General features: G+C 54.0%; 17 protein-coding genes and 1 riboswitch. Of the genes, 10 read left to right on the top strand and 7 right to left on the bottom strand.

All coding sequences use genetic code 11. The features are described 5' to 3' along the window. Position 1: 1 nt before the first annotated feature. The 3 genes from HY272_08140 to HY272_08130 all read right to left on the bottom strand — a co-directional run bounded on the left by HY272_08140 (position 2) and on the right by HY272_08130 (position 2,402). Positions 2–694, bottom strand: coding sequence for a CbtA family protein (locus HY272_08140; protein ID MBI3772651.1), 693 nt, complete (start codon positions 692–694; stop codon positions 2–4). A 20-nt stretch (positions 695–714) separates the two neighbouring features. Next, complete coding sequence (locus HY272_08135; protein ID MBI3772650.1) at positions 715–909, bottom strand: CbtB-domain containing protein; 195 nt, start codon at positions 907–909, stop codon at positions 715–717. A 194-nt stretch (positions 910–1,103) separates the two neighbouring features. After that, the gene (locus HY272_08130) at positions 1,104–2,402 is read right to left on the bottom strand and encodes a cobyrinate a,c-diamide synthase (GenBank protein ID MBI3772649.1); all 1,299 of its coding nucleotides are present in this window, start codon (positions 2,400–2,402) and stop codon (positions 1,104–1,106) included. Between the two features lie 186 nt (positions 2,403–2,588). Beyond that, positions 2,589–2,801: riboswitch (cobalamin riboswitch) on the bottom strand. A 169-nt stretch (positions 2,802–2,970) separates the two neighbouring features. Between HY272_08130 and HY272_08125 the strand changes: the two genes are divergently transcribed. Beyond that, positions 2,971–3,165, top strand: a complete 195-nt coding sequence (locus HY272_08125) for a type II toxin-antitoxin system VapB family antitoxin (GenBank protein MBI3772648.1) — start codon at positions 2,971–2,973, stop codon at positions 3,163–3,165. Then, on the top strand, positions 3,162–3,563 hold the full coding sequence (locus HY272_08120; GenBank protein ID MBI3772647.1) for a PIN domain nuclease: 402 nt from the start codon (positions 3,162–3,164) through the stop codon (positions 3,561–3,563). Before HY272_08125 ends, HY272_08120 begins: the two co-directional genes overlap by 4 nt. Before the next feature lie 6 nt (positions 3,564–3,569). Here the strand turns inward: HY272_08120 and HY272_08115 are convergent, their stop codons facing one another. Further along, the gene (locus tag HY272_08115; GenBank protein ID MBI3772646.1) at positions 3,570–4,187 is read right to left on the bottom strand and encodes a 2OG-Fe(II) oxygenase; all 618 of its coding nucleotides are present in this window, start codon (positions 4,185–4,187) and stop codon (positions 3,570–3,572) included. A gap of 5 nt (positions 4,188–4,192) precedes the next feature. Next, positions 4,193–4,804 carry an arylesterase gene (locus HY272_08110; GenBank protein MBI3772645.1) on the bottom strand — a complete coding sequence of 204 codons (612 nt, stop codon included), beginning with the start codon at positions 4,802–4,804 and terminating at the stop codon, positions 4,193–4,195. 143 nt (positions 4,805–4,947) lie between these two features. Between HY272_08110 and HY272_08105 the strand changes: the two genes are divergently transcribed. From HY272_08105 to HY272_08095, 3 genes are all read left to right on the top strand, one after another. Beyond that, positions 4,948–5,625, top strand: a complete 678-nt coding sequence (locus tag HY272_08105) for an ABC transporter ATP-binding protein (protein MBI3772644.1) — start codon at positions 4,948–4,950, stop codon at positions 5,623–5,625. Continuing rightward, entirely contained in the window at positions 5,622–8,111 is a 2,490-nt protein-coding gene (locus tag HY272_08100) for an ABC transporter permease (GenBank protein ID MBI3772643.1), read from the top strand. The genes HY272_08105 and HY272_08100 overlap by 4 nt, the downstream gene beginning before the upstream one ends. Before the next feature lie 229 nt (positions 8,112–8,340). Continuing rightward, positions 8,341–11,781, top strand: coding sequence for a response regulator (locus HY272_08095; GenBank protein ID MBI3772642.1), 3,441 nt, complete (start codon positions 8,341–8,343; stop codon positions 11,779–11,781). Positions 11,782–11,995: 214 nt separating this feature from the next. On the opposite strand, the gene HY272_08090 is transcribed toward HY272_08095, so the two are convergent. Together HY272_08090 and HY272_08085 are read right to left on the bottom strand one after the other, a co-directional pair. Beyond that, positions 11,996–12,814, bottom strand: a complete 819-nt coding sequence (locus tag HY272_08090) for a response regulator (protein ID MBI3772641.1) — start codon at positions 12,812–12,814, stop codon at positions 11,996–11,998. 198 nt (positions 12,815–13,012) lie between these two features. Next, entirely contained in the window at positions 13,013–13,819 is an 807-nt protein-coding gene (locus HY272_08085) for a methyltransferase domain-containing protein (GenBank protein ID MBI3772640.1), read from the bottom strand. A 110-nt stretch (positions 13,820–13,929) separates the two neighbouring features. Here HY272_08085 and HY272_08080 point away from each other — a divergent pair, with 110 nt between their 5' ends. From HY272_08080 to pssA, 5 genes are all read left to right on the top strand, one after another. Next, a complete protein-coding gene (locus HY272_08080; protein ID MBI3772639.1) occupies positions 13,930–14,766 on the top strand; it encodes a dienelactone hydrolase family protein in 837 nt (278 codons plus the stop codon). 226 nt (positions 14,767–14,992) lie between these two features. Further along, positions 14,993–16,702, top strand: a complete 1,710-nt coding sequence (locus tag HY272_08075; GenBank protein ID MBI3772638.1) for an acetolactate synthase 3 catalytic subunit — start codon at positions 14,993–14,995, stop codon at positions 16,700–16,702. A gap of 4 nt (positions 16,703–16,706) precedes the next feature. Next, positions 16,707–17,198, top strand: a complete 492-nt coding sequence (ilvN, locus tag HY272_08070) for an acetolactate synthase small subunit (protein MBI3772637.1) — start codon at positions 16,707–16,709, stop codon at positions 17,196–17,198. 54 nt (positions 17,199–17,252) lie between these two features. After that, positions 17,253–18,269 carry a ketol-acid reductoisomerase gene (gene ilvC / locus HY272_08065; GenBank protein ID MBI3772636.1) on the top strand — a complete coding sequence of 339 codons (1,017 nt, stop codon included), beginning with the start codon at positions 17,253–17,255 and terminating at the stop codon, positions 18,267–18,269. Positions 18,270–18,438: 169 nt separating this feature from the next. Beyond that, a complete protein-coding gene (gene pssA, locus HY272_08060; GenBank protein ID MBI3772635.1) occupies positions 18,439–19,191 on the top strand; it encodes a CDP-diacylglycerol--serine O-phosphatidyltransferase in 753 nt (250 codons plus the stop codon). Positions 19,192–19,420: the final 229 nt, after the last annotated feature.

Raw genomic sequence — 19,420 nt, 5'->3', positions numbered from 1 at the left:
CTCAATCTGCGAATCTCCGATGAAAGAATCCGAACAAACCGCCGAGCCCCAGCCAAAACACGGCATTGGCGATAAATGTCGCGACGACGAATGCCTGCGCTAATTCTTCAGGCGCGCTGCTGCCAGAGACTTCCGGTTGTGGTGCACCGATCAGATGAGGAACAATCAGCAACAATGCCCCGAGGATTCTGACAGCGAGTTGTCGAAAGAAAAGGATGCAGACAAGACCGCTGGCAGTGAAGAGCGACGTGCTGATCCACCATAGCTGTCGATATTCTAGTTCCGCTGCTTGCGCGCCGGGAACTTCCGGTGGCAGGGCCAGAGAAGGTGCAACGAAGAAGACGGTGTAACCTCCGAGACCCCACAGTAGACCGGTACGCCAATTAAGTTTCGCACCGCGGAATGCGACCGCTGCGCTCAGCAATAACGCAAACCCGAGCGCGACAACGATATTGGCACCAGTGGTGGACAGCGTCCGCTGCCAGCCATTTTCCGGTTGCCACTCGCCATGTTCGTGTCCCGTGGCGTGGTTGTGGTTAGCATGATCGACGGTTGATTCGGGGTGCTCGTAGCGTTCAGCTTCGTGAATCAGCGGAATAATCTGGATTTGCTGAATCAGCGTGAGCAACAAGCCCGCTAGAATGCCGGCGAGTGCCGCCACCTTCACCATGCCCCTGAAGATCGTCATGTTCATATGCAGAGTACCTGTTTCTGTTAATGACAAGGGAACCCGGTCGAGTGACGCGAATCATGAGTGGCGTTGTGAAGAACGTCCGCCCCGGCGAAACCTGCCGCGAAAACGAGTATCGAACCGAGAACAGCGACGAGTAGGACGGCCAGCATTCTGGATGATGCGGTATTGGTGGGGATGGCTTTGGTCTGGGTGGTGGATGCGGTTTCGATGTGCATGATGTTCTCCTTAAAGTAAATAAAAAATTTAATATTCTGTTGAAAAATAATTTTTAGTCCATTCTCCCTCAGGGAGAAGACTAGGATGAGGGGATTAATCATGTAGGGGCGATTCATGAATCGCCCCTACTATTGCCCCCTCACCCCAACCCTCTCCCTGAGGGAGGGGGGGTAACAACCTAATCAATACTTCACTAACTAAACAACCGTGCCGCAACTTCCGGCGCGGACGGAAAATACAAATGCAAATATGACGCCTGTAATCGCCCAATTCGATATACCGCTTCCGCTTGCCCTCGTTTGCGTTGCGGCTGACTTGTCGCAATCGGCGATAACGATGTCTCCATCTGTGAATGATGGAAACTATGGCCGCGCAGTTGGCCTTCGGGCAGCGTCACACTGTGCAGGCCAAGATTGGCCAGTTTTTTTTGCAGCGTGGCATGGCCCGGCAGCAAGCCGGTCATTTTGGCACGCGTACCGGCGCTATCTGCCAGCGATTCCAATAAATACAACATCCCACCACATTCGGCGACGATGGGTTTGCCCGCAGCATGATGGTCGCAGATGGCTGTCTGCATGGCATGATTGTCCGCTAACACTTGTAAATGCAGCTCAGGATAGCCACCGGGCAAATACAGTGCATCAGCCTCAGGCAGTGTGTGATCAGTCAGCGGTGAGAAAAAGCGTAGTTCAGCACCCAGCGCGCGCAGCGTATCGAGATTGGCGGGATAGATAAATGAAAACGCGGCATCCTGCGCTACGGCGATGCGCACACCCTTCAGCAATTTCGGCAGCGTAGTAGTCTCTGCAGGTGCGGTGAAGGTCACCACTGCCGGCAATTGCGCGAGTGCAGTTTCAGCCAACGCCGCCGCGATCCGATCCAGACGTTCATCAAGATCAGCCAGTTCCTGCGCCTGTACCAAACCCAGGTGCCGTGATGGCAGCGAAAGCTGCTCGTCACGCGGCATTGTGCCGAGCAGGGAAATATTTTTCGGTAGCGACTCTGCCAGCAAGGCCGCGTGGCTGGCACTGCCAACATGATTGGCGAATACCCCGGCAAAAGCTAGAGTGGTGCGGTATGTGGCCAGGCCATGCACAATCGCGCCAAAAGTCTGCGCCATGGCCGTGGCACTGATCACAGTCATGGCCGGGATATTGAAGCGCTGCGCCAGATCGGCGCTGGAAGGGGTGCCGTCATAGAGGCCCATGACACCCTCCACCAAAATCACATCAGCCTCGGCTGCCGCTTTATATAAGAGTTCGCGGCAATGGTCTTCACCCCCCATCCACTGATCGAGCTGGTAGACCGGGTTGCCGGAGGCGCGTTCCAGGATCATTGGGTCGAGAAAATCGGGCCCGGTTTTAAAGACGCGTACCCGATGCCCCTGATTGCGGTAAAGACGGGCCAGTCCGGCGGTGATCGTCGTTTTGCCCTGGCCGGAGGCCGGGGCCGAGATGAAGAGGGCAGGGCAATGACGTGCTGGATGGGTCATAAGTCTTCAGTCAGCCCCAAACATGCAGCAAGGGGAGAATGATCGCTTGATCAAAGACTTGGTCGATAATGTGGGCATGACTGGTTTTCTCCCGTCAGATCGGCTGACGTCACAATACCGGGGGAGGGGGTGGACAGTGGCAATAAAGAAAACAAACGGCTCACCGTGACATCGCCCTCCGCAATGCTGATTTTTTGTGCGACAGGCCGGTCTCCGGGCTTGCGAGCGGGGTTTTGATCCCGGAAACAGCGCCTTCCCGTGCATGCACAGTGGCCTTAATGCTGTTTCTTGACTCGCTTACCGTTGCGGGGGCAGCGCCGGACTCGTGATTCACTCACCGGCTTCCCGTTTTATCCCGGCGGCAGACGCCGTGGGGATACCTGAAGCTAAACCGTGATACTAGCCCGTTTACGGGAGGCGGGTCAACGTAGCGGCAGGCGGGTAATCGGGAGTTAGAACTGATTGGGTGCAGCGGGAATTGGATCCGACACACCCGGCAAAAGGTGGGATTGCGACCAGTGTGTGATGTGTATAAAATAATATTTTTATACATAACGGGGGTTGTGTTATGCGAACCAATATCGACATTGATGATCACTTGATGGATGAAGCCCTCAAGGCGACCGGTCTCAAAACCAAACGCGAGGCTGTTGAGCTTGGTCTTAAGACCTTGGTTCGTCTCAGGAAACAGGAAGGTATCAAGGCATTCCGTGGACGCTTGAAATGGGAAGGGGATCTGGATCAGTTGAGAATTGCCGAGTGATCATTGTTGACTCGAGCGTCTGGATTGACTATTTCAATGGCCGGGATACTCCGGCTCCGGCGAAGCTTGATGCCTTATTGGGAGCCGAACCTCTCGCCATCGGTGATTTGATCTTAATTGAAGTGCTCCAAGGTTTTCGCACGGATGCGGATTACAAAACCGCCAAGCGGTTGCTGACTACGCTTACGATTTTTGACATGCTGGGAACAAAAGGCGCGTTGAAAAGTGCCGATAACTTTCGTGCTTTGAGAAAGAAGGGAATTACAGTCAGAAAAATGGCTGATGTGATCATCGCTACGTTCTGCATCGCAAATCACCACTCCCTGTTATTTTCCGATAAAGATTTTGTACCCTTTGTTAAACATTTTGGGCTGCGCGCAGTGAGTGTCAGCGAATGATATTATTTACCCCCGTCGCCTGAACCAGCCCGTGATGCTATATCGATCCGTCGTAGTGGGCAGCACTTCGTGATAAAACATTTCGCTTAAAAAGCAGGCCAGTAGACCGGCGCGTGGCGGGATGTCGATGGCGCGTTCATTGCCGTTTTCAGACACGAATAGTCGTAGTTCGCCGCGATGTTCGGGTTGCCAATGCTCATTCATGTACATCACGCAGGTCACCTGGCGGCTGTCGCTGCCTTGATGTTGATCAAGGTGGCGTTGGTAAAACGTACCGGGACCATACACCGCAAAATGACCTTCAAATTCAAACAAACCCAAGAACATTTGCTGATTGATCACTTGGCGTAACTGTTCGAGTTCGGCGAGATAACGCTGTGGTGCATCGTGATCTGTGACTTCATCGAGCCAGACGATATTGTCGCCACGGATTTTGGATTCGACGTGATAACCCTGTTCACGACCGACACCGGCGCGGCGAAAGGCGCCGTTTTCATGCAAGGCATCGGCCTCGTTTTTTAATGCCTGTGCCACTTCGGCATTAATGAAATTTTCGCTGATTGACCAACCTTGTTTAATCAGGTCGTTAACGATGCGTTGATATTTATCAGTGCTTGAGTTCATGACGATTATTTTAACAGTGGTTTTAGCGAGGGCCAGATATTATCAAGAATAATGCTCTGTGCTTGCGCGGTAGGATGCAGGCCATCGGCCTGAAAATGATCAGGTGTGGATAAGCCATTCAGCAGGAATGGTGCTTTGGGTAATTTATAATGTTTGGTTAAGTCATAAAATGTGTTGGCGAAGGATTCGGTATAGGTTGTGCCATAATTGGGTGGCAACTTCATGGCAATCAGTAATATTTTAGTGCCTCGTTTTTGTGAGATTTCAATCATCTTGGCCAGATTGTCGTGCATGGCATCGATAGGCAATCCACGCAGGCCATCGTTGGCGCCCAATTCGATAAGAACGATTTTGGGTTTAAATTGGTCCAACGTGTTATTGAAGCGAGCCAAGCCACCGCTGGTGGTTTCGCCACTGATGCTGGCATTGACCACCTGGTGCCCATAACCTTTTTCGCGTAAGCGTTGTTGCAACAAGCTGACCCAACCGGCATTCTGTTCAATACCAAAGCCAGCGCTGAGGCTGTCGCCATAGACAAGGATGACGGGTGGCAGGGCGGCGAATGTCGCTGTTGACATTGCGAACAGGGTAACCGAGAGAAAGAAGCGTATTATCATGAGTTTTTACGTTGCATTATGAATCGACAATTTAAACAAATTCACGGTAGGGTGCGCCATGCGCGCCAAATCATCAACCCTAAAACATGGCGCGCGCGACGCACCCACCGCCATTTTTCACTTGCTGAGTTGATGGAGACATGATGGCCAACATTGCCCTACAAGCCGAGAATCTTTGCAAAACAGTGACCAGTCCCGAGGGTGAACTCAAACTGCTGCGGAACATAAATCTTAACATTTCTGTGGGCGAATCGGTGGCGGTGGTGGGGGTTTCCGGTTCCGGCAAATCGACCTTGCTCGGGTTGCTGGCGGGGTTGGACACGCCAACAACAGGTTCCGTGCACATCGACGGAGTCGATTTATTCGCGCTGGATGAAGATGGTCGTGCCCGACTACGCGCCGAGAAGGTCGGTTTTGTGTTTCAGGCCTTTCAGCTTTTGCCTAATCTCACGGCCCTGGAAAATGTAATGCTGCCGCTGGAATTGGCGGGGCGGCGCGATGCCGTCGATGTGGCGACACAAGTATTGCAGCGGGTGGGTTTGGAACGGCGGTTGAAGCATTATCCCAAGCAACTTTCAGGCGGTGAGCAGCAGCGTGTCGCCATAGCCCGTGCTTTTGCCTCGCAGCCCAAGGTGTTGTTCGCCGATGAGCCGACTGGCAATCTTGATCGGCAGACCGGTGAGCGCATTATTGACTTACTGTTTCAGCTCAATGTTGAGCAGGGGACAACGCTGGTACTGGTCACTCATGATAATCATCTGGCGGATCGTTGCCAGCGGCGTTTGGAACTGGACGCTGGACAGTTGAGGTCCGGTGCGTGAATAACATCTCTTTAGCGCTACGTTTCCTGCGTCGCGACTGGCGTGCGGGTGAACTGACGGTATTGATGCTGGCACTGATTATCGCTGTTGCCAGTGTCACCTCAGTGAGTTTCTTCACTGATCGCATTCACCAGGCTCTGCAAAGCCAGGCCAATGATCTGTTGGGTGGTGATCTGGTGTTGCAATCCGGCGAACTGGTGACTGCAGAACGTTTGCAACAACTCGCAGCTTCGGGTTTGCAAAGTGCAACGACAGCGGAATTTCCGACCATGGCTTTGTCAGGCGAGCGCAGTCAACTGGTGGCGCTCAAAGCAGTCAGTAAAAATTATCCACTGCGCGGGCAGCATCGTATTGCGCCAAATTTGTTTGTGAATGATGCCGCGACTGAGGGAGGCCCAGCGCCGGGTACGGTGTGGGCGGAAAGCCGCTTGCTGTCCGAGTTGGGTATTGATGTCGGCGCGGAGATTAGCGTCGGCGCCACACAGCTTAAAGTGGCCGCTGTGTTGACCAGCGAACCAGATCAATCGGAGGGGACGATGTTCAATATCGCGCCTCGATTGTTGATGAACAGTGATGATCTGGCCGCAACCGCATTAATTCAACCCGCGAGCCGGGTTCATTACCGGTTATTGATTGCAGGTGATTCGAAAGCAGTGGCGCGCTTGCGCATGGATTGGCAGCAACATCTGGCGCCGGGTGAAACCTTGCAGGGGGTCGAAGATGCGCGGCCCGAGGTGCGCACGGCATTGGCGCGGGGCGAGAGTTTTCTCGGATTGGCGGCGCTGGTCAGCGTGTTGTTGGCCGGGACTGCCGTGGCAATGGCAGCGCGGCGTTTTGTCAGCCGTCATCTCGATAACTGTGCTGTGATGCGGTGTCTGGGCGCCGAGCAGAAATTTATTAGCCGGCTTTATCTGCAACAAATGTTGTTTCTCGGTGTGGTGGCCAGCGCCATCGGCATCGTGATCGGTTTTGTCGCGCAATCCGGGTTAGTGGTTTTTCTTGGACCGCTGGCAGGCGTTAATCTGCCTGCGCCGGGCGCATGGCCAGTGGTGTGGGGCCTGCTCACTGGCATGATCACGCTACTGGGTTTTGCCATGCCGCCGATGTTGCAACTGACCAACGTGCCTACGCTGCGCGTGTTGCGCCGTGATCTTGGTCCACCGCGCATCAACGCGGTGTTGGCTTATGGTTTCGGCTTGGGTGCGTTTTTATTGCTGGTGATCGTTCAAGCTCAAAATCTTAAATTGGCGCTGGCGGTAGTGTTGGGGTTGGTGTTGTTGGCAGGATTATTAGCGTTGTTGGCGGCGGGGTTGCTGTTTGTATTGCGCACATTCAAGCGAGGTGGTTCCGCCTGGCGGCTGGGATTGAGCAATCTCTCACGTCGCGCCAATCACAGCATTGTGCAAATGATCGGTTTTGGTATCGGGCTGATGGCGTTGTTGTTGCTGGTCGTCGTGCGTAGCGATTTGCTGGAAGAGTGGCAGGGACGGTTACCGGAAGATACGCCCAACCGTTTTCTGATCAACATCCAGCCAGATCAGCTCAAACCGTTGCAGGATTTTTTTAAATCGGAAGCGGTCGACGTGCCGCTGTTGTATCCGATGGTTCGCGCGCGGCTGGTGGAGATTAATGGCCGGCCAGTGTCGATGGATGATTTTCCGGTCGAGCGCGCCAAACGGCTGGTGAATCGCGAATTCAATCTTTCCTGGGCTGAACAGCTGCAAGACGATAACCAGATCATTGCCGGTCACTGGTGGCAGGCGAGTGATTTTGGCAAGGCGTTGTTCTCGGTCGAAGAGGGGCTTGCCAAAGAATTGGGACTCAAGCTTGGCGACACACTCACATATAGCGCTGGCGGCCAGCGCTTCAGCGCTGAGATCACCAGTCTGCGTAGTGTGAAGTGGGATAGCTTCCGCGCCAATTTTTTTGTGCTGGCGCCGCCGGGCATGTTGGATGCTTATCCGGTCAACTACATCACCGGTTTTTATCTGCCTCTGGCGCGGCATGATGTATTGAATCGTTTGGTGCGCCAGTTCCCCAATATCACCGTACTGGATGTCGGCGTCATTCTCGATCAAGTGCGCAGCATCATCAATCGCGTCACCTTGGCGGTGGAGTATGTCTTTCTCTTTACCCTGAGCGCGGGATTGATGGTGCTCTACGCCGCCATCCACGCCACCCTCGACGAACGGATTCACGAGGCCGCGATCCTGCGCACCCTTGGCGCCCGGCGAGGTCAGATTCTCGGCAGCATCGTCTTGGAATACGCCGGTCTCGGTTTGTTGTCGGGCTTGGTGGCGTCGGTCGCTGCCGGGGTCGTGGGTATGATCCTCGCCGAACGGGTGTTTGAATTGAGTTACGTGCCCGGACCAAGTCTGTGGTTGGGCGGAATGCTCGTCGGGGCGATCGGTGTCGGGTTGGCGGGAACGTTGGGTACAAAGCACGTGCTCAATCAGCCGCCGTTGCAGACCTTGCGCAACGTATAAGATTTTTCCACTTGTATGCCGACTGTCATTCTGGCCGAAGGGAGAGACCTTGTAACAAATTTTTACAATTCAGGCCGTAGAAGCAAGATTTCTCGCTAGCACTCGAAATGACAGAGTAATACGGCCTTTTATCAGGTTAACCAATGATGGCGTGTGCCGCTAACTGACTTGGATATCGTTCATCCAACGGCCGGACGCCCGTCGGCAATAATCAGTAAAGGGTTTTGTTATGAACACAGATGCCCCCACCACCATTGCGCAGCGTGGATCGGTATTCACTATTTTGTACGCCGTTTTTCTGGCGTTGATTGCCAGTGTGGGCGCGTTGCTGGTTCCCAATTTCCTTCAACAGCAGCACTTTGTGGAACAGGAGCGCCGTGGCGTGGCTTTTCTGGTCGCGCTCCGTCCACTGCTGGAACACATTCCTGAGCATCGTGGCGTGTGTATCGTTCAGCGTCAAGGCGAGGCTACCTGGCGTGATCGGTGTCTTGCGTTAGAGCAGACTGTCGATCGGGATTTTCAGCGGTTGGCCCGGGTGAACAGCGAGGTAGGAAACGCACTCGAGACCTCGGTACGCGTCAATGCCCTTCAAGAATGGTGGCAGCGGCTCAAAAAGCGAACTGTTGATTTGTCTGCGGATGATTTTTTTAGCCAGCACACAGCACTGATCGATGAAATGGGCGATCTGATCGACCACGTGGCGGACAGCTCCGGTCTGGTTCTTGATCCGGTGGCGGAAACCTATTACTTGATGGACATCGCAGCTAAGCGGTTACCGCTATTCATCGAGTCCATCGCGCAGATTCGCGGCGTTGGTAGTGCAGCGATCAATCATCTCGATACGGACAGCAGACTGGATGCTATGGTGAAAATAGAACTGGGGCGGGAGAATAGCAGACAATTGCAGGTGAGTGTCGCACACGTTCTGGAACAGACTAAGGACCAAGCCGGGACACTTAGGGATTTGGCAAATGAGGCGGTGCAAGAATCATTTGGGTTTATTGTTCTGGCGACAACCCAACTTCTGGGTGAGCATAGTGTTGACGTTGTCCCCGCTTCATTTTTTGATGCTGGCAGCCATGCCCTCGCGGATATTTTTCAGTTCTACGATGCCGTTCTGGTGCAGCTGGACACTCGTCTGGAGCAACGGGAGCAGGCGGCTGCAGAGTCATTGTATCTGTTGATTGCAACGTTGGTGTTGGTGCTGGTTCTGGGGGGATTTCTGCTCAGACGCCTGCTGGCATCAATGCAACAAGTGGCCATGAGCGAAACTCGTTTAGCGTCTATTTTCGATGCGGTCATCGACGGGATCATCGTCATCGACGATAAAGGCGTTATCAAGTCCACCAACGCTATGGTACGGAAGATCTTCGGATATTGCGCCGAGGAACTGATTGGTCACAATGTCAGCATGCTGATGGATAACTCGGATGCCAGTCAGCACGATGATTATCTAAAGCGTTATCAAGAAACCGGGGCTGCTAAAATCATAGGTGTCGGACGCATGGTGAAAGGTCGACGTAAGGATGGCAGCTTCTTCCCCCTGGATCTGGCGGTGACCGTCACCCGCGTTGCGAATAAGACCTTGTTTACCGGGGTCTTGCGTGATATCAGCGAACGGGTGCGGGCGGACATCGAATTCCAGGCGCAGCGTGATCAGTTGCAGCGTGCCAATGCCGCGCTGGTCGAGGCCAAGGATCAGGCCGAGGCGGCCGCCAAGGCCAAAAGCCAATTTCTGGCTGCCATGAGTCATGAGATTCGCACGCCTATGAACGGTGTCGTGGGTATCGTTGAGGTGTTGGACCGCACCACTCTTGATGACGATCAGCGCGATTTATTGGGAACCGTGCGCGAATCCGCCTTCTCGCTGCTGGGGATCATCGACGACATTCTCGACTTTTCCAAGATCGAGGCGGGTCGCCTGGACCTGGAACAGGTGCCGCTGTCACTGACGAGTCTGGTCGAGAGCGTTGGCGAGGCGCTGTTGCCCTTGGCGAATCGCAAGGGAGTCGAGTTGCTATTGTTCTGTGATCCACGTTTGCCGGAAATTCAAGCCGATCCGGTGCGGTTGCGTCAGGTGCTGTTCAATCTGGCGGGCAATGCCGTTAAGTTCACCGGCGGTGATCCAGTCCGTCGCGGACGGGTCGTGATTCGCGCGGAACTGGAGACAACCTCGGCGCAACGGGCACAGCTGTTGTTGCGGGTGGAGGACAATGGTATCGGCATCAGCCCTGAAGTCCAGACGCAATTGTTCCAGCCCTTTGTCCAGGCCGAAAGCTCCACCACGCGGCGTTTTGGTGGCACTGGACTGGGTCTGACGATCAGTCGCCGTCTGGTCGAACTCATGGGCGGACACATCAGTCTGGAGAGTCAGCCGGGGGAGGGCTCGATTTTTTCCGTACACCTCGATTTACCGGTTGCCTCCGATAACATCGAGCGGCCTGATTTTGAGTTGACGGGCGTGAAGGCATGGGTATTAAGCCAGGATGAGGTCGTCCGCTCCTTGATCGAACGTTACCTGTCTTCCGCCGGAGCAACCGTTACTGCAGCCAGTAGTGACCAGGATTTAGTCCAGCAGGCACGCACGGCCGCGAGCAGTGGGCTTGTCGTGGTCATGGATTGTGACGGAACGCAGGATACCGGCGCCGTGCGCGATCGTGTGCGGCAGGCATTGAGCGATTCTCGGCCACGATTTGTGATCGTCAGCCGCGGGCAGCGCCGGCGCGCCCGGCTCGATGGCGATGACGGCGTGGCCGTAGACCTGGAGGCCATGCGCCGGAAGACGTTTCTGCATGCCGTTGCGGCAGCGGTGGGGCGCGCTTCTCTGGAAAAAATCCCGCCCGTCGCCGACGCACTGCCTGGCCCGATACCGCTGACCCTGGCAGCCGCAGAAGCGGCGGGGATGTTGATACTGGTCGCCGAGGATAACGAAATCAACCGCAAGGTGCTCAGCCATCAGCTCGGCATGCTGGGCTATCCGGCCGAACTGGCCGCTGATGGCCGCGAGGCATTGGAACGCTGGCGTGAAGGGCGTTTTGGTTTGGTATTGACCGATTGTCATATGCCGGAAATGGATGGTTATGACCTGGCCCGCGCGATCCGGTGCGAGGAGGATGGCAAGCAACATATCCCCATCATTGCCATTACCGCGGATGCGCTCAAAGGCACGGATCGGAGTTGTCTTGCCGCAGGCATGGACGATTATCTGTCCAAGCCGGTGCAATTGCATGTGTTGCAGGAGAAGCTGAAAAAATGGTTGCCGCTGGCATCAATCGCCGGTGGAGATGACACCCCCGCAGCGGCTGACCGGATGATGGCTGCCAGTGCCGTCGATCCCGCTGCCCTTGCCGAGGTGCTGGGCGTTGATGACAAAAGCCTGATGGCGGATTTCTACAATGATTTTTTGTGTAATGCCGAAGAGACAGTGGCTGCTCTTGAATCAGCCTATACTGCACGGCAACACGGCGAAATCGGAGCACTGGCGCACCGTTTGAAATCTTCGGCGCGCAGCGTCGGCGCCAACACATTGGCCGATTGCTGCCTGGCGCTGGAACAATCCGGAAAGGCCGGGGATTGGGCGGAGATTGATCGGCAAATGGCAGAATTGCCGGGACTCTTTGCTTCAGTGAAGGCGTGGATACAGGATTATGTGAGTCAGGCGGGCGCTTGATCGGACATTTTCTTAGCAGCTTGTTGAAAAAAGCACTTAGTCCCTTCTCCCTCAGGGAGAAGGCTAGGATGAGGGGGGTATAATCAAACAATTATGCTTCATTTATCCCCTCACCCCAACCCTCTCCCTGAAGGAGAGGGAGTTTTTCAACAAGCTGTTAGGGAGCCTGTTGAAAAATGTGATCGGGGACGTAGGGGCGATTCATGAATCGCCCCTACAGGTCTTGAGATATGTCGTCTGGCGCCATCACCCAAATCTGCTCCGAGACCAGCATGCTGCGGAGCTCTTGCAAGCGGTTAATGACCAGCTGGCTGAGCGTGCTTCCCGCCGCGAGTAACAGGGTACTGTCCTTGGCCACTATGTTTCTCATCAGAACGAGCCCGGGTTTTAGCTGCAGGAGCGAGATTTTTACCGCGCCGTCCGGTGGTGGTTCTTCTGCTCCAGAATCCACATTGCTTGAGACTTGTAGCGTGATGGCGGCGGTTTCATCCGGTTTTTGTTTGATCGGAGTACTGATCTTGGCGGTGCTTTTTGGAGACGTAGTAATATGTAGTTTGGGTGCGGAAGGGGCGGTATGTACCTCGGAGATATCAGTATTCACGGACTGGTAGGCGCTCTCAGGCTTTAAATGCAGGGTTTCATTGATCGCTTTGCGTATGTTGTCCAGTAAGTCACCGGTTTTTAGTGGTTTAGCTAGAAAGCCGTTTACGTCCAAAGCGATAGCAGCGCGAAGTACCGTCATATTGGAAAAACTTGTAAAGATAACAGTCCGGGTATCACGCGGGGTGCGCGTATTACCGCAGCGAATCTGCCGCAATAACTCCAGCCCGTTGATGCCAGGCATTTCCACGTCAGTGAAGATGAGCGAGTAATCTGCACTCTTAACCATTTTTAGTGCTGCCAGGCCAGAGTCGGCCTCCTCGATATCCTTGTAGCCTATGCTGTTTAGCGTATGTCGCACGAGACGCCGCTGAAACGGGTCATCATCGGCAACAAGAATCGGGAAGAAGTGTAAGTCCTTATAGACATCCATGTGAGCACCGAATTATATCTTAGTTATAAAAAATCCATTATCAACAATTGGTTGAGATAGGTCTTATAGTGAATTGCTGACCTTTCTTAATGCCTCATCCAGTAATTCGAATTTTTCCTAATCTTCGGAATATTGAAATCACACACATTAAATACATACAATTGTTGTACTAGTCAACGTGCCGTTGCTCTTGACCCGTTATTTATCCCCCCACACCAACACATATTCATGCGGAATCTTTAATCCCTCCGGCGTTTGAAAGTCTCGGGCGAAGCGCGCGACCTCATCGCGAATCAGGTCGCACTGATCGGTGGGCAGGGCCTCGAACTGTTGGCGCAGGATGTCGGACGCTTCAATCAGATTCCAGTAGTCATCAAAGGACTGGAATTCATAGTTAAAACGTTTTCTGGAAACTTGAAAGCGAGTGAGTCCGGCGCGGTTGAGCATTTCCTCGATCACGCCCGGTGGTCCCAGTGACGTGACTTTCTCCAAGGCAGGCGCCAATTCCTCAGCAATGCGCCCCTTGAACACCTGTCGTGCCCAATACATAGTGGTCATGGTCTCTGCTGTGCCCCATACGGTGAAGGCGTAACGGCCGCCCGTTTTCAGCACCCGGGCCATTTCATTTACACCTTGTTGGGGATCGGCGAAGAGCATAATTCCGAAGCGGCATAATACCTTATCAAAACTTTCGTCGGTAAATTCGAGCCTCTCTGCGGGCATGGTCTGGAAGCGAATGTTAGCCAGTCGTTCGCGTTCAACCTTGTTCCGTGCTGTGCGCACCATGCCCTCGGCGGCATCGACGCCGACGATGTTGACGCCCGGTTGTTGCCGGGCCAGGGTCAGCGCCGGTTCGCCCGTGCCCGAGGCAAGGTCCAGAATCTTGTCCCCGGTCTCGGCCTGCAAGACATCGAGCAGGGCAGCGCCCACCGGGGCGATGTGGGGTAACCAGAGATCAAACTTTTCCGCGATTGCATCCCAGTTGGGTTGGCTGCCAGTGGTCATCGTGATCCGTCCCTCAGTTGTTTATGCATGGCCAAGTATGGTCCAACCGGCTGGATATGCAAATGCGCCTGCTTGTCGTCGTTAAAGGCCCATGCTAAGGTCTTGAGATCATGAACATTCAAACGATTAAGCGGGCATTTCTAGCCTTTGTGGTCAGTGTCAATATCGCTTGGGCGCAGGAAGATGCGCCAGTGGTCGACACGGCCGCGCCCATTGTCCCCGCCGAAGCTGTGCCTGCCGCGCCAAAGACTGATTCCACAGCTGTTCAGAAGATTACGCTGACCACGCCCCTGGGCACTACTTTGGACGCTTACGTTGCCGGCCCAGAAGATGCGCCTTTTGGGATACTCCTGCTGCATGACTATTGGGGTTTGAACGACAGCATGCGGCAATGGGTGCAACGCTATGCCGCCAAGGGTTATCGTGCGCTGGCGATCGATGTCTTTGACGGACGTAAGACGGGTAAGCAATGGCTGGCCCAGGAAATCATGGGTGCAATCGATCCCGAGTGGGTGAGATACGACATCCTGGCCGGGCTCAAATACCTCAAAGCCCCGGGGCGCAAGATCGCCACCATGGGTTGGGGCTATGGCGGCTGGCAATCCTTCCAGGCGGCGTTGATTGCACCCAATGAGATTTCGGCGACGGTGATCTGGTATGGCCCCCTGGATGAGAGTGTCGAGGGTGTGCGCCGGTTACGGGCGCCAGTGCTCGGCATTTATGCCAAGGACGACAGCATTGTCCCGCCGCCGAAAGTGGAGGGTTATGAGCGACTGATGAAACGAGCGCTGATTCGATTCAGTGCCAGTCATTACGCAGGGCAACATGGTTTTGCCGATCCGCAGTATCCCAGCTATAACCCTGGTTTGGCCGAGGATGCCTGGAAGGAAGTGGATCAATTCCTGGCGACCCACATTGAAAAAGGGGAGGCGGGAAGCGGCGGTTAGCGGTCCACGGAATATTTGGATGGTCCTTGCAGGGGCGATTCATGAATCGCCCCTGCAATATCGATCCCCTGGCAAGGGTCTTTTTGTTATACTAATCCGCTTGTTTCATGCGCTTGACGGCGCGCTACTGAATCAGTAGCTTCCGAAGTTTATTGCGTAGAATCGCAGGCTTAAGAAGGGGCTCGCGGGTGCGGGCTTTTTTTGCGTTGGATTATTTGGATGTGATATGGGAGATAACAAGGTGGAATTGACTGGCGCCGAGATCTTTGTCCGCTGTTTGCAGGATGAAGGTGTCGAATACGTGTTTGGCTACCCGGGTGGGGCCGTCCTGCATATTTATGATGCGCTCTACAAGCAGGAACAGGTAAAGCACGTATTGGTGCGTCACGAGCAGGGCGCCACGCATGCCGCCGACGGTTATGCGCGTGCCACAGGCAAACCGGGCGTTGTCCTGGTGACCTCCGGTCCGGGCGCCACCAACGCCGTCACCGGGATTGCCACGGCATACATGGATTCGATTCCGATGGTCATTTTTACCGGTCAGGTACCAACGAACTTGATCGGCAACGATGCGTTTCAGGAAGTCGATAATGTGGGCATCACGCGTCCGTGTGTGAAGCACAACTTTCTGGTGAAGGATGTCACCAAGCTCGCCGAGACCATTAAGAAAGCGTTTTATATCGCGACGACCGGTCGTCCCGGTCCGGTGGTGGTCGATATTCCGAAGGATGTTTCGGCGCACAAGGCGGAGTACAGCTATCCGAAGAAGATCGACATGCGGTCTTACAACCCGGTGATTAAGGCTAATCAGCGTCAAATTAAAAAAGCTGCGGAATTGATGCTGTCGGCCAAGCGGCCCATGGTGTACACCGGCGGCGGCATCATTCTTGGCGGTGCGGCGAAACCATTAACCGATCTGATTAAGTATCTGGGTTATCCCATCACCAATACGCTGATGGGGCTCGGTGGCTATCCCGCCACCGATAAACAATTCCTGGGCATGCTGGGCATGCACGGCACTTATGAAGCCAATATGGCGATGCACCATTGCGATGTGTTGATTGCCATCGGCGCGCGCTTTGACGATCGTGTGACGGGTAATGTGCAGAAGTTCTGTCCGACAGCGAAGATTATTCATGTCGATATCGATCCGGCGTCGATTTCCAAAAACGTTAAAGTCGATGTGCCGATTGTTGGCAATGTCGATACCGTACTCAAGGACCTGATCAAAACGATCAAGGAAATCGGCGAGATGCCGGACAAGAAAGTATTGGCCGACTGGTGGAAACAGATCGAGGAATGGCGCGGACTGGATTGCCTGAAGTTTGATCGTGGCAGCGAATTGATCAAGCCGCAGTATGTGATTGAAACCTTGTACAAGGTCACCAAAGGCGAAGCCTTTGTCACGTCCGATGTTGGACAACATCAGATGTGGGCGGCGCAGTTCTATAAATTCGACAAACCCCATCGCTGGATCAATTCCGGTGGTCTGGGCACGATGGGTTTCGGTCTGCCCGCGGCAATGGGTGCACAATTGGCGCATCCCGATGCCACGGTTGCCTGTGTGACCGGTGAGGGCAGCATCCAGATGTGTATTCAGGAGTTGTCTACCTGTCTTCAGTACGCCCTGCCGATCAAGGTTATCTGTTTGAATAATCGTTTCCTGGGTATGGTGCGGCAGTGGCAGGAGTTTTTCTATCAAGGCCGTTACGCCATGTCTTACATGGATGCGTTACCGGATTTCGTCAAACTGGCAGAGGCCTATGGTCATGTCGGCATGCGCATCGAAAAACCGGGCGATGTTGAGGGTGCGTTGAAAGAAGCGATCAGGCTCAAGGATCGCTTGGTGTTTATGGATTTCGTCACTGATCAGACAGAAAATGTCTATCCGATGATCCCGGCCGGTGCGGGCTTGAATGAAATGATTCTGGTGTAAGGCGATGCGGCACATAATTTCAATTTTGATGGAAAACGAAGCGGGTGCCCTGTCACGTGTTGCAGGGTTGTTTTCGGCGCGTGGGTACAACATTGAATCGCTGACGGTGGCGCCGACCGAAGATCCGTCGCTGTCGCGCATGACCTTGGTGACGCGTGGTTCGGACGAGATCATCGAGCAGATCACCAAACAGCTCAACAAGCTGATCGATGTGGTGAAGCTGATTGACCTGACCGAAGGCCCGCATATCGAGCGCGAGATGATGCTGGTCAAGGTGCGTGCGGCAAGCGAGGATCGGGCCGAATTGAAACGTTTGTCCGATATCTTCCGTGGTCACATCATCGATGTGACACCCAGTACCTATGTAATTGAATTGACCGGTACCGGCGATAAGCTGGATGCTTTTTTGGAAGCGGTAGGTTCAGCCGCAATTCTTGAAACAGTGCGTTCCGGTGTCTCCGGTATCGGCCGTGGCGAAAAGAGTTTGTCCGTTTAAAACGGGTAATCGAATTTATCATTTGACTAAAAAGTAAGAAGGAAATACATCATGTTGAACATGTACTATGATAAAGACTGCGATCTTTCCATCATCCGTGGAATGAAAGTCGCTATTATCGGTTATGGCTCACAAGGCCATGCCCATGCTAACAATCTGAAAGATTCCGGCGTCGATGTTACCGTCGGTCTGCGCAAGGGTTCGCCTTCCGCAGTCAAGGCTGAAAAGGCCGGTCTGAAAGTGTCGGCCGTGGTTGATGCGGTTAAGGCTGCTGATCTGGTCATGATCCTGACGCCGGATGAATTCCAATTCAAACTGTATCGTGACGAAATCGAACCGAGCCTGAAGGAGGGTGCAGTTCTGGCCTTTGCTCACGGCTTCAGCATCCTTTATAACCAAATCGTGCCGCGTTCCGATTTGGACGTCATCATGATTGCACCGAAAGCACCGGGTCACACCGTGCGTAGCGAGTTTGTCAAAGGCGGTGGTATTCCCGACTTGATCGCGATTCATCAAGATGCCTCTGGTAAGGCCAAGCAAATTGCACTGTCTTATGCCTGTGGCGTGGGCGGTGGCCGTACCGGCATTATCGAAACCACATTCAAAGACGAAACCGAAACCGATCTCTTTGGTGAACAGGCCGTGTTGTGCGGTGGCGCGGTTGAACTGGTCAAGGCCGGTTTTGAGACCTTGGTTGAAGCCGGTTATGCGCCAGAGATGGCGTATTTCGAATGCCTGCACGAACTGAAATTGATCGTTGACCTGATGTACGAAGGCGGTATCGCCAACATGAACTACTCTATTTCCAACAATGCAGAGTATGGCGAATATGTGACCGGCCCTAAAGTCATTAACGAAGAAAGCCGTTGGGCGATGCGCGAAGCGCTGAAAAACATTCAGACTGGCGAATACGCTAAGCGCTTTATCCTGGAAGGTCAGGCCAATTATCCAGAAATGACCGCGATGCGTCGTCTCAATGCCGCGCATCCGATCGAACAGACGGGTGAAAAGCTGCGCGCGTTGATGCCCTGGATTGCCGCCAATAAATTGGTCGACAAATCCAAGAACTGATTGTCTTGGAAAAGCAGATAACCGCAAAGGACGTTAAGGAACGCAAAGGGATTAAATGCTGGATAGAAAATTCCCATGTGTGCGAGATGCAAAGTGCCCGTTGGCTTCCTCCTTCGCGTCCTTCGTGTCCTTTGCGGTAAGTGCTGTTTTAAATCAATGACAGACCATCATGGAACCTGAAATCAAACGCCGCCGCGGCATTTATTTACTGCCCAATCTGTTTACCACGGCAGGCTTGTTTGCCGGATTTTATGCCGTGGTTTCGGCCATGAACGGCCGTTTCGAGGCAGCGGCGATTGCCATCTTTTTTGCCATGATTATGGACGCATTTGATGGTCGTATCGCACGCATGACCAATACCCAAAGCGATTTCGGCAAGGAATATGACAGTCTGGCGGATATGGTGTCGTTTGGTCTGGCGCCGGCGCTGGTGATGTATCAATGGGCCTTAGTGCCACTGCACAAGATCGGTTTTGCCGGCGCCTTCGTCTTTGCTGCGGGTGCGGCACTGCGGCTGGCCCGATTCAATACCCAGGTCGGAACCATCGACAAGCGCTATTTCCAGGGTTTGGCCAGCCCCGCCGCTGCGGCCTTGCTGGCGGGCTTGGTGTGGTGGGGTGATGATGCAGGATGGCCCCGTGAGCATCTGGTGATCCCGGCCCTGATCCTGACGGTAAGTGCTGGCATATTAATGGTCAGTAATATCCGTTATTACAGCTTTAAAGACCTTGATCTCAAAGGTCAGGTGCCCTTTATCAAGATTCTGCTGGTGGCGGCGATCTTTGTCCTGGTGGCAGGCGACCCGCCACGGGTGTTATTTGCTATCGCCTTGATCTATGCCTTGTCCGGGCCTGCCCTGACCTTGATCCAGTTGCGCAAGCGCCGGGCCGAACGCAAACATCATGGCGAGGGCGAGGGTTGATTCTCTTTATTGGCAGCAGTATAGTGAAATACTGACCCAAGTGATTGAATGATGAACTTTAACGCCAACAACACGATGAATGCCTGCTGTCACCGCCCGGTGATGGTTGCGTTGTTGCGCCAATCTCTTCTGCTGAACCTGCTGCTGCCCTCGGGCAGACAATGACCCCCGGCCCGGACGGGCACCCCTACTAGAGTAAATAGACAGCCCCTGAACAAGGGTAAATCCA

It is taken from the genome of Gammaproteobacteria bacterium (genome assembly GCA_016200485.1).
Classification (GTDB): Bacteria; Pseudomonadota; Gammaproteobacteria; order Tenderiales; family Tenderiaceae; genus JACQEP01.
Note: the sequence above shows the minus strand (reverse complement) of the source record. Positions and strands in the feature narration are given on the sequence as shown.

Coding starts and splice junctions, on each gene's coding strand:
- HY272_08140 (MBI3772651.1), bottom strand. CDS start 694: ATGAACATGACGATCTTCAGGGGCATGGTGAAGGTGGCGGCACTCGCC.
- HY272_08075 (MBI3772638.1), top strand. CDS start 14,993: ATGGGAGATAACAAGGTGGAATTGACTGGCGCCGAGATCTTTGTCCGC.
- HY272_08105 (MBI3772644.1), top strand. CDS start 4,948: ATGGCCAACATTGCCCTACAAGCCGAGAATCTTTGCAAAACAGTGACC.
- HY272_08085 (MBI3772640.1), bottom strand. CDS start 13,819: ATGACCACTGGCAGCCAACCCAACTGGGATGCAATCGCGGAAAAGTTT.
- HY272_08115 (MBI3772646.1), bottom strand. CDS start 4,187: ATGAACTCAAGCACTGATAAATATCAACGCATCGTTAACGACCTGATT.
- HY272_08080 (MBI3772639.1), top strand. CDS start 13,930: ATGAACATTCAAACGATTAAGCGGGCATTTCTAGCCTTTGTGGTCAGT.
- HY272_08090 (MBI3772641.1), bottom strand. CDS start 12,814: ATGGATGTCTATAAGGACTTACACTTCTTCCCGATTCTTGTTGCCGAT.
- ilvN (MBI3772637.1), top strand. CDS start 16,707: ATGCGGCACATAATTTCAATTTTGATGGAAAACGAAGCGGGTGCCCTG.
- HY272_08130 (MBI3772649.1), bottom strand. CDS start 2,402: ATGACCCATCCAGCACGTCATTGCCCTGCCCTCTTCATCTCGGCCCCG.
- HY272_08095 (MBI3772642.1), top strand. CDS start 8,341: ATGAACACAGATGCCCCCACCACCATTGCGCAGCGTGGATCGGTATTC.
- HY272_08135 (MBI3772650.1), bottom strand. CDS start 909: ATGCACATCGAAACCGCATCCACCACCCAGACCAAAGCCATCCCCACC.
- pssA (MBI3772635.1), top strand. CDS start 18,439: ATGGAACCTGAAATCAAACGCCGCCGCGGCATTTATTTACTGCCCAAT.
- HY272_08110 (MBI3772645.1), bottom strand. CDS start 4,804: ATGATAATACGCTTCTTTCTCTCGGTTACCCTGTTCGCAATGTCAACA.
- HY272_08125 (MBI3772648.1), top strand. CDS start 2,971: ATGCGAACCAATATCGACATTGATGATCACTTGATGGATGAAGCCCTC.